This is a genomic window from Mycobacterium sp. TH-M106 (assembly GCF_057473765.1).
Map to the genome: position 1 here is coordinate 1 of NZ_JBYCLE010000514.1, position 7,132 is coordinate 7,132.

General features: G+C 65.6%; 7 protein-coding genes. 1 reads left to right on the forward strand and 6 read right to left on the reverse strand.

Annotated features, from left to right (window positions below):
* Window positions 1-1,213 (forward strand): MMPL family transporter (locus AC2VOP_RS17935; protein ID WP_486962217.1); only part of this gene is annotated, 1,213 nt, incomplete at its 5' end.
* Here AC2VOP_RS17935 and AC2VOP_RS17940 read toward each other — a convergent pair.
* The 6 genes from AC2VOP_RS17940 to AC2VOP_RS17965 form a co-directional block, all read right to left on the reverse strand.
* Window positions 1,188-1,526, reverse strand: coding sequence for a DUF3349 domain-containing protein (locus tag AC2VOP_RS17940; protein WP_486962223.1), 339 nt, complete (start codon window positions 1,524-1,526; stop codon window positions 1,188-1,190). The two genes, AC2VOP_RS17935 and AC2VOP_RS17940, sit on opposite strands and share 26 nt — an antisense overlap.
* A gap of 109 nt (window positions 1,527-1,635) precedes the next feature.
* Window positions 1,636-2,895: an MFS transporter gene (locus tag AC2VOP_RS17945; RefSeq protein WP_486962218.1), complete on the reverse strand. Its 1,260-nt coding sequence runs from the start codon at window positions 2,893-2,895 to the stop codon at window positions 1,636-1,638.
* 12 nt (window positions 2,896-2,907) lie between these two features.
* Window positions 2,908-4,371: a chloride channel protein gene (locus AC2VOP_RS17950; protein ID WP_486962219.1), complete on the reverse strand. Its 1,464-nt coding sequence runs from the start codon at window positions 4,369-4,371 to the stop codon at window positions 2,908-2,910.
* Entirely contained in the window at window positions 4,368-5,465 is a 1,098-nt protein-coding gene (locus AC2VOP_RS17955; RefSeq protein WP_486962220.1) for an Mrp/NBP35 family ATP-binding protein, read from the reverse strand. The genes AC2VOP_RS17950 and AC2VOP_RS17955 overlap by 4 nt, the downstream gene beginning before the upstream one ends.
* The gene (locus AC2VOP_RS17960) at window positions 5,462-6,319 is read right to left on the reverse strand and encodes a molecular chaperone TorD family protein (RefSeq protein ID WP_486962221.1); all 858 of its coding nucleotides are present in this window, start codon (window positions 6,317-6,319) and stop codon (window positions 5,462-5,464) included. Before AC2VOP_RS17960 ends, AC2VOP_RS17955 begins: the two co-directional genes overlap by 4 nt.
* A partial coding sequence (locus AC2VOP_RS17965; RefSeq protein ID WP_486962222.1) for a molybdopterin dinucleotide binding domain-containing protein occupies window positions 6,316-7,132 on the reverse strand: 817 nt, incomplete at its 5' end. The genes AC2VOP_RS17960 and AC2VOP_RS17965, both read right to left, overlap by 4 nt.

Here is a 7,132-nt window from a genome sequence, read left to right on the forward strand (position 1 = left end):
CCATATTGCCGATTTCGACGACGTTATACGTCCCATCCGGACTTATACCTACTGGGAGGCGCACTGTTTCAACATCCCGGTCTGTTGGGCGGCCAGGTCAGTATTCGACGCATACGATGGCATGGACCGATTCAGCGAAAACATGCGTCCCCTGCTCCACGACCTCGGCGACCTGAACACGGTGCTGCCGCACATGGTCGAGCAGTTCTCCCCGATGATCGCGATCGCCAAGTCCATGCAAGGCAGCCTGCTGACCGTGCGCAGCAGTTTCTCGGGCTTGGTCAATCAAATGTCGCGGATGACCGACACGGCGGGCGCGATGGGCCAGGCCTTCGACTCCTCGAAGGCCGACGACTACTTCTACTTGCCACCGGAAGCATTCGACAACCCGGATTTCCGGAAAGGCTTGAAGCTCTTCTTGTCCCCGGACGGCAGAGCCGCGCGGTTTATCATCACCTACGACGCGGACCCGGCAACCCCTAAAGGCATCTCCTTCGTCAAGCCGGTGCTCGCCGCCGCACACGACGCGGTGAAGGGCACACCCTTGACCAACGCCAAGTTCTATCTCACCGGGACGGCAGCGGTCTACAACGACATCCAAACGGGTGCAAAATACGACATCCTGATCGTCGGAGTAGCGGCGGTGACGCTGATATTCATCGTCATGCTGCTGATCACTCGGGCGCTGGTTGCCGCAGCCACGATCGTCGGCACCGTGCTGCTGTCACTGAGCGCAGCCTTCGGGCTGTCGGTGCTGGTGTGGCAGCACATTTTCGGCTTGGACCTGAACTGGATTGCGCCGGTGTTCGGGGTGATCATCCTGCTCGCCGTCGGATCCGACTACAACCTGCTGCTGGTCTCCCGCTTCCAAGAAGAAATCGGTGCGGGAATAAACACCGGCATCATCCGCTCCATCGGCGGCACGGGCTCAGTCGTCACCGCGGCGGGCCTGGTGTTCGCCTTCACCATGATGTCCATGGTCGCCAGTGATCTGCACTCCATCGGCCAGGCCGGCAGCACGATCGGCCTCGGGCTGCTGTTCGATACCTTGATCGTGCGCTCGTTTTTGACGCCGTCTATTGCGGCGCTGTTCGGACGGTGGTTCTGGTGGCCGCAGAAAGTGCAACAGCGCCCGCCAAGATTCATGTTTCGGTCTGCCCGGACCGAGTCGGCTGGCTCGGATTCGCCTACCGAGGAAATTCCGACGAAATAGCGGCCGAGGCCTCCTCGACCCGATTGGCATCAACCCCCACCAGCGGCCAGCCCGCGGCGGCCAACGTGGCGGCTACCCGCCTGATGTTCTCCGGGCCCGCGTCATATCGGGTTACGTCGGAGATGAACTGAGCGATCTCGTCATCACCAATCTGGCCGTCGTCCAAGGCTTTTGAATCTTCAGCAGTGATGTTACGCACCACCTCTCTGATCTGGTGCTCGGTCAACGGGGTGCTGCGCAGCAGCGCGAGCACAGGTACCCGGTCCGGTCCGGGAACGCCGTCGGGATAACTGGCTTGCAACCAGCGCAACACCGAGCTCAGAAACGACGCCGACACCTCTTCAGTATCCGCCAGACGGCGTCACCCGCACCACTATGGCACCGTGGGTTTGATAGGAATTCACCGGTACGCCATGTCGTGATCACGGCGGGGCATCGGCGCTTACCCTCGCCGGTTCGCGGGCCTGCAAATATGCTGCAGTGTAGACGAACTCGACCAACGCGGCAGCCACCAACAGCAGCAACCCAACGGTGTAGTTGTTGTGCACCCGATCGTAGGTCGCGCCCATCACCAGCGGTGGGAAGTAACCGCCCAACCCGCCGGCGGCCGAGACGATTCCAGTGACCGAGCCGACTGAGCCGGCCGGAGCGCGCCGCGTCACCCACGCGAATACTCCGCCGGTGCCGATACCGAGCGAGAGTGCCAGCGTGATGAACGTCGCACCCGACCATAGGTCCGGTGGCGGCCGAAAGACCGCGACGAACGCCAACGCCGCGGTCCCCGCCAGCGAGGCCAGCACCACGTACTTGGGCGCGATACGGTCGGCCAGCGCCCCACCGACGGGCCGGGCCAGCACCGCGGCCAACGCAAACGCGGCGGTGCGGGCACCGGCGTCGACCGGTGCGAATCCGTAGATGTTCTTGATGTAGGTCGGCAAATAGGTGCTGAACGCGACGAATCCGCCGAACACCAGCGCATAGAGAAACGACATCTCCCAACTGACCCGCGATCGCGCCGCGGCGATGAGCTTCGGCACCACCGGAGCGGTATTCGGGGTGAAATAAGGTCCGTTTCGCATCACCGCGACGCATAAGGCAGCTGTGGCCACCAACGCCGTCGCGACCATGACATGGGTGCTGAACAGGCCGAACGACCGCACGAACCGCGGGGTGAAAAACGCCGACAGGGCGGTGCCGACCATGCCCATCCCGAATACCCCCGTCGCAAAGCCGCGGCGGGCAGATTCGTACCAGTTATTGGCGAATGGGATACCGACCGCGAACACCGTGCCGGCCACGCCGAGGAAAAACGCGGACACCACCAGTGCGGGATACGACCCGGCGTTTGAAGCGGCCCCGACGGCCAAGACCGGACCGACCGATCCGAGGGACACCGCGACGAACATGGTACGGCCGCCGAACCGGTCGGTCAGCGGCCCGGCAACGATTCTGCCCAGTGACCCCACCAAGATCGGGGTGGCTACCAACAGCGCTTCTTGGTTGCTGCTCAATGACATTCGCCCGGCATCACGAGTCCCCAACGGGCCGATCAAGTTCCACGCCCAGAAGTTGATGGTCGAGACCCAGGTGGCAAGGGCCAGATTCACGCTTGGCTGTGCCCGGATGCCCAGTCTGTCGGCTGGCTTCACTTCGCCGATCCTAGCCCCACCGTCGGGTGACATTGCCGTCTGCTGTCAAACACGCCGGGCGTCGCCGCCCGACGGCCGAACCGGTGGCAACGATGCGAGCCGCACCGAATAGATAGAGTGCCCGGCGATCCAGTGGGTGACCGCGGTGGCGAGCACCGTCGCGACAATCATCGGAATCGTCAGCCCAAGCCCGCTGTGCGTGAGCTCGAGCACGAGGACCGAGCCCGCCAGCGGGGCCTGCATCGCGGAGCCGATCGTCGCCGCTGCGCCGATCAACGCGTAGGCACCCAGCGGGCTGCCCGGCCAGATGAACCCCCAGACCAGCCCAAGGCAGCCGCCCAGCACGGCACCGGTGCTCATCACCGGGGTGAACAAGCCGCCGGATGCACCGCTGCCCAGGCACACTGCGGTGACCAACGGTTTGAGCACACTCAACGCCGCCAGCAGACCGAGGCTGCCGAGGCCGAGGAAGGCGTCGTGCGCCATGCCCTTGCCGTTGCCGTACAACTGCGGCAACGCCAGCCCGATCAGCGCGAGCACCGAGAATGCCGCCAGTGGCGCGAAAAGTGATGGCCAGCCGGTGGTCCGGTGTCGCGAAACCCAACCGATGAGCCGGATGTACCCCGCGGCACATATCCCGATTATCGGTCCGATCAGCGCCGCCCACACGAGAAGCCTTATGTCATAGGGATAATCAGGTACATCAACATAGGTCGCATGGCGCGGCAGGTATACCCACGCCACCACGGTGGACACCGCCGAGCAAGCCAGTGCGGGCAGCACCACGGGCAGGTTCACCGATCCGATCATGACTTCGGCGGCAAACAACGCTCCGCCGAGTGGAACGTTGTAGACCGCAGCGAGACCGGCGCCGGTGCCGCAGGCGACCATGAGCCGGTACTGCGCGGGCGACATGCCGGCCCAGTGGGACAACACGCTTCCCGAGACTGCCCCCAGTAGTCTGGGTGCGGCTTCGCGTCCCAGCGATGCGCCCAGGCCGATCACGATCTCTTGGATAACTGACGTACCCAGACTGCGCCGCACCGAGAGTCTGCCTTCCCCGGTCCACAGCACCTCGTCGGCCGCTGATGTCTTGCCGGGGGTGAAGCGGCGCAGCAGATACCAGGTGACGCCGCCGAACGCTCCGGCGATCAGCAACGGCGTCACCCGTCGCCACCCGCTGGTGCGCGCGACGGCTTCGGAAAATCCACCGCCTCTGGTGCTGACGCCGAACGCAACGTGCTCGGCGGTGAACAAGATGAGCATCATCAGGTCAGCAAGCAGCCCCGTCGCGGCTCCGGTGACCAATATCAGCAGCCAGAACTTCACCGTGAGCGGCGCGTCGCCGTCTCCGGCCACATTGGGCTGCAACATCGTTCCATGGCCCCAGGGCAGGCGGCGCTTGGCCGGCGTGACCGAGGCGGGATTCCGGCGGGACGCTGTTGGGCTGTCACCTGACCCGGGATCTCCGTCGCGGGCCGCCGCCGGTTCGCCGATGTGGCCGGTCACGATATCGGGGTAAGCCCGAAGGATCGGCCGACCAATGGCCGCCGTGCGGGTCGTAGCCGCGCTGCGGTCGCGCCGAGCGCGAGCGCCGAGGCGCTCTCGGGTCGCGCGATGACCACCGGGACGCCCCGGTCGCCGGAGTCGCGAAGCTCGACGTCCAGGGGTATCCGACCGATGACCTGGCAACCGATCTCGGCTGCCAACTGCTCGCCGCCACCGGCGCCGAACAAGGCGCTGGTCTGCGCGCAGTGTGGGCAGACCAGTTCGCTCATGTTCTCGATCACCCCCGCGACGGGCATCCGCACCTGCTTGGCCAGCGCGCCCACTCTGCTGGCCACCGAACGAGCTGCGATTTGAGGGGTGGTGACCGCTACCAGTGCCGCGTCAGGCAGCAACTCGAGCACCGAGAGCGTCACGTCGCCGGTGCCCGGGGGTAGGTCCAGGATCAGCACGTCAAGTTCTCCCCAGAAGGTGTCGGTGACGAACTGGGTAAGGGCCTTGTGCAGCATTGGACCGCGCCACACGATCGGCTCGTTGGGGCCGACGAAGAAACCCAGTGACATCAAGGCGACGCCATGCTCCTGAACCGGAAGCATCCGCCCGTTCATCGCTACGGGCGCGCGGTGCACTCCGAAGAGCTGAGGCACCGAGTATCCCCACACGTCGGCATCGATGAGTCCGACATTGCGGCCCTGTCGAGCCAGCGCCACAGCGAGGTTCGCGGCAATACTGGACTTGCCGACGCCGCCCTTTCCGCTGGCGATCGCGTAGATTTCACGCGGGTCTGAGCTGGCGCGACCGCCGATCGCGTAGCGAGCAGCGCGGTCACGCTCGTCGGGCGACATCGTCGACAGTCTGACCTCGCAGCGCTTCACCCCGGCGACCCCCTCGGCTGCGGCGGTGACATCGTGTCGAATCTGTTCGGACATCGGGCAGTTCGGGGTGGTCAACGCGATGCCGACGCGTACCCGGCCGCGACGGCCGACCTCGACGTGTCGCACCATGTCCAATTCACCGAGCCGACAATGAAGTTCCGGATCGACAACACCCTCTACAGTTGAGCGCACCTGAGAAGCAACGGTCTGCCGGTCGGTCATGGCGCTGACTCAGCGAGCTTTGTCAATATTGCCGCACTGTGCCCGGCGCGGGCAGCCCACCACTGCGAGGTTGGGTCGCCTCGCTCGCTGTGCCGCGTCGCCCATGCTTGCGCGTGCGTGCCAAGCCACCGTAGCGTGGCTCGCTTGTCTTGGCCGAGCATCGCTTTCAGGGCGAACCGGCGTTCCCCGCGCCGGTATCCCACACCGATAGCCGCTGCCCCGGCCGACAGTGCGTGGTGGGTGAGCACCATTCCGCATCTGATCGGTGTGACCACGGCGTCGAGCAACTCGTCGAACCCGCAGTCGACGTTCAGTGGATCGGGAGCCGTGCGTAACGCCAGCGGCAGTTGCCCGAACGCGCGCACCCGTCGCTGTTGTTCGGTCAGCGCCGTCAGAGCCAGGTCGGCCCACGCCGTGATCGTGTCGCCGCCCAGATCCGCCACCCCGTAAAGATAACCCGGCGCCCAGGACCAGATGTATTCGAAGAACAGTGCATCGGCGACAACTCGATCATGGTCGGCGTCGGTGTCGTGCAAGCCGGCGTAACACATCAGCAGCACACCGAGGTGGTCGGCGTCGGCGGGCGGATCCACGCCGGCCGCGCGCCAGAATCCCTCGATCCGGTCGAGCCCCTGCCCGCCCAGCTTGCCTTCGGGACCCAGGTGGATAGCCGCATGCGGCGGCGCCGCCAGGACGAAGGCCTCGGTGTGGTCGGCGGCGGTGATCCGCGGAAGACCCAGGGCGTCGGTCACCCGATCGGTCGCCGGCGGCGGCGAGTGGGCGACCGCGCCGAGCGCCCGAAGCAATTCACAGCGGCCGGTGGTAACCGGCGGCACAACACCTGCCGCGGTCATCGGGCCGGGACTCGGTAGGCGTCGCCGGATGGGATCCGGTAGGCGTCGCGCGACGGTTTGAGCGGACGCATCAGCCAGTACGGGCGCCGGGTTCGATCGGGCGTGACGGTCGGTGCGGGGCGCGTCATCGCCAGCCACTGCCGGTACACCTCGTGCGCTTTGGCAGTGTCGACCCAGATGTCGCCGGCCCGATCATTGCGGCCGGCCGGCGTGACCCGCACCGCCTGGTGCCAGCAGTGCATTCCCGAGATCGGGTCCGGCTGGACCGGGAACGTGAGGTTTTGGTGCACGCCGGTGTCACCCCACCAAATCCGTTGCGTATCAGGGTCGCTGCTCTTGTAGGGTTCGACGGGCCGCAGTCTTCGCATCGACCAGGAGGATCCCTCGCGGCCCAGGTCGACGACGGCCATCATGGCACCCGCCCCATTCGGCTCGTTGACGGTGCGCCAGCGTCCCATGTGATGGCTGCAGGCGACCACGCCCGGGCGGATGCCTTCGGTGATCCACGCTTTGGCGACGAAATGCCCGATCGCGGTCTCGACCCGCACCAGGTCACCGGTGTTGGCAATACCGAACCGTGCCGCGTCGGCGGGGTGAATCCATACCGGATTCGTGTGGGCCAGTTCGTCGAGCCACTTGGAGTTGGCGGTGCGGGTGTGCACCTGTGTGGGTACCCGAAACGTCGAGAGCAGCACCACCTGATCGTCGGCGAGCCGATCGGGGTGAACGTGGCTTTTGATGTAGCCGGGCAGCGCGTGCTCGGGCCAACCCCATGCCGCAAGCGTCGACGAATAGAACTCGAGCAGACCCGAC

Excerpts from the sequence above, each read along its gene's own strand:
- AC2VOP_RS17945 (WP_486962218.1), bottom strand. The coding sequence starts at position 2,895 with ATGTCACCCGACGGTGGGGCTAGGATCGGCGAAGTGAAGCCAGCCGAC.
- AC2VOP_RS17955 (WP_486962220.1), bottom strand. The coding sequence starts at position 5,465 with ATGACCGACCGGCAGACCGTTGCTTCTCAGGTGCGCTCAACTGTAGAG.
- AC2VOP_RS17960 (WP_486962221.1), bottom strand. The coding sequence starts at position 6,319 with ATGACCGCGGCAGGTGTTGTGCCGCCGGTTACCACCGGCCGCTGTGAA.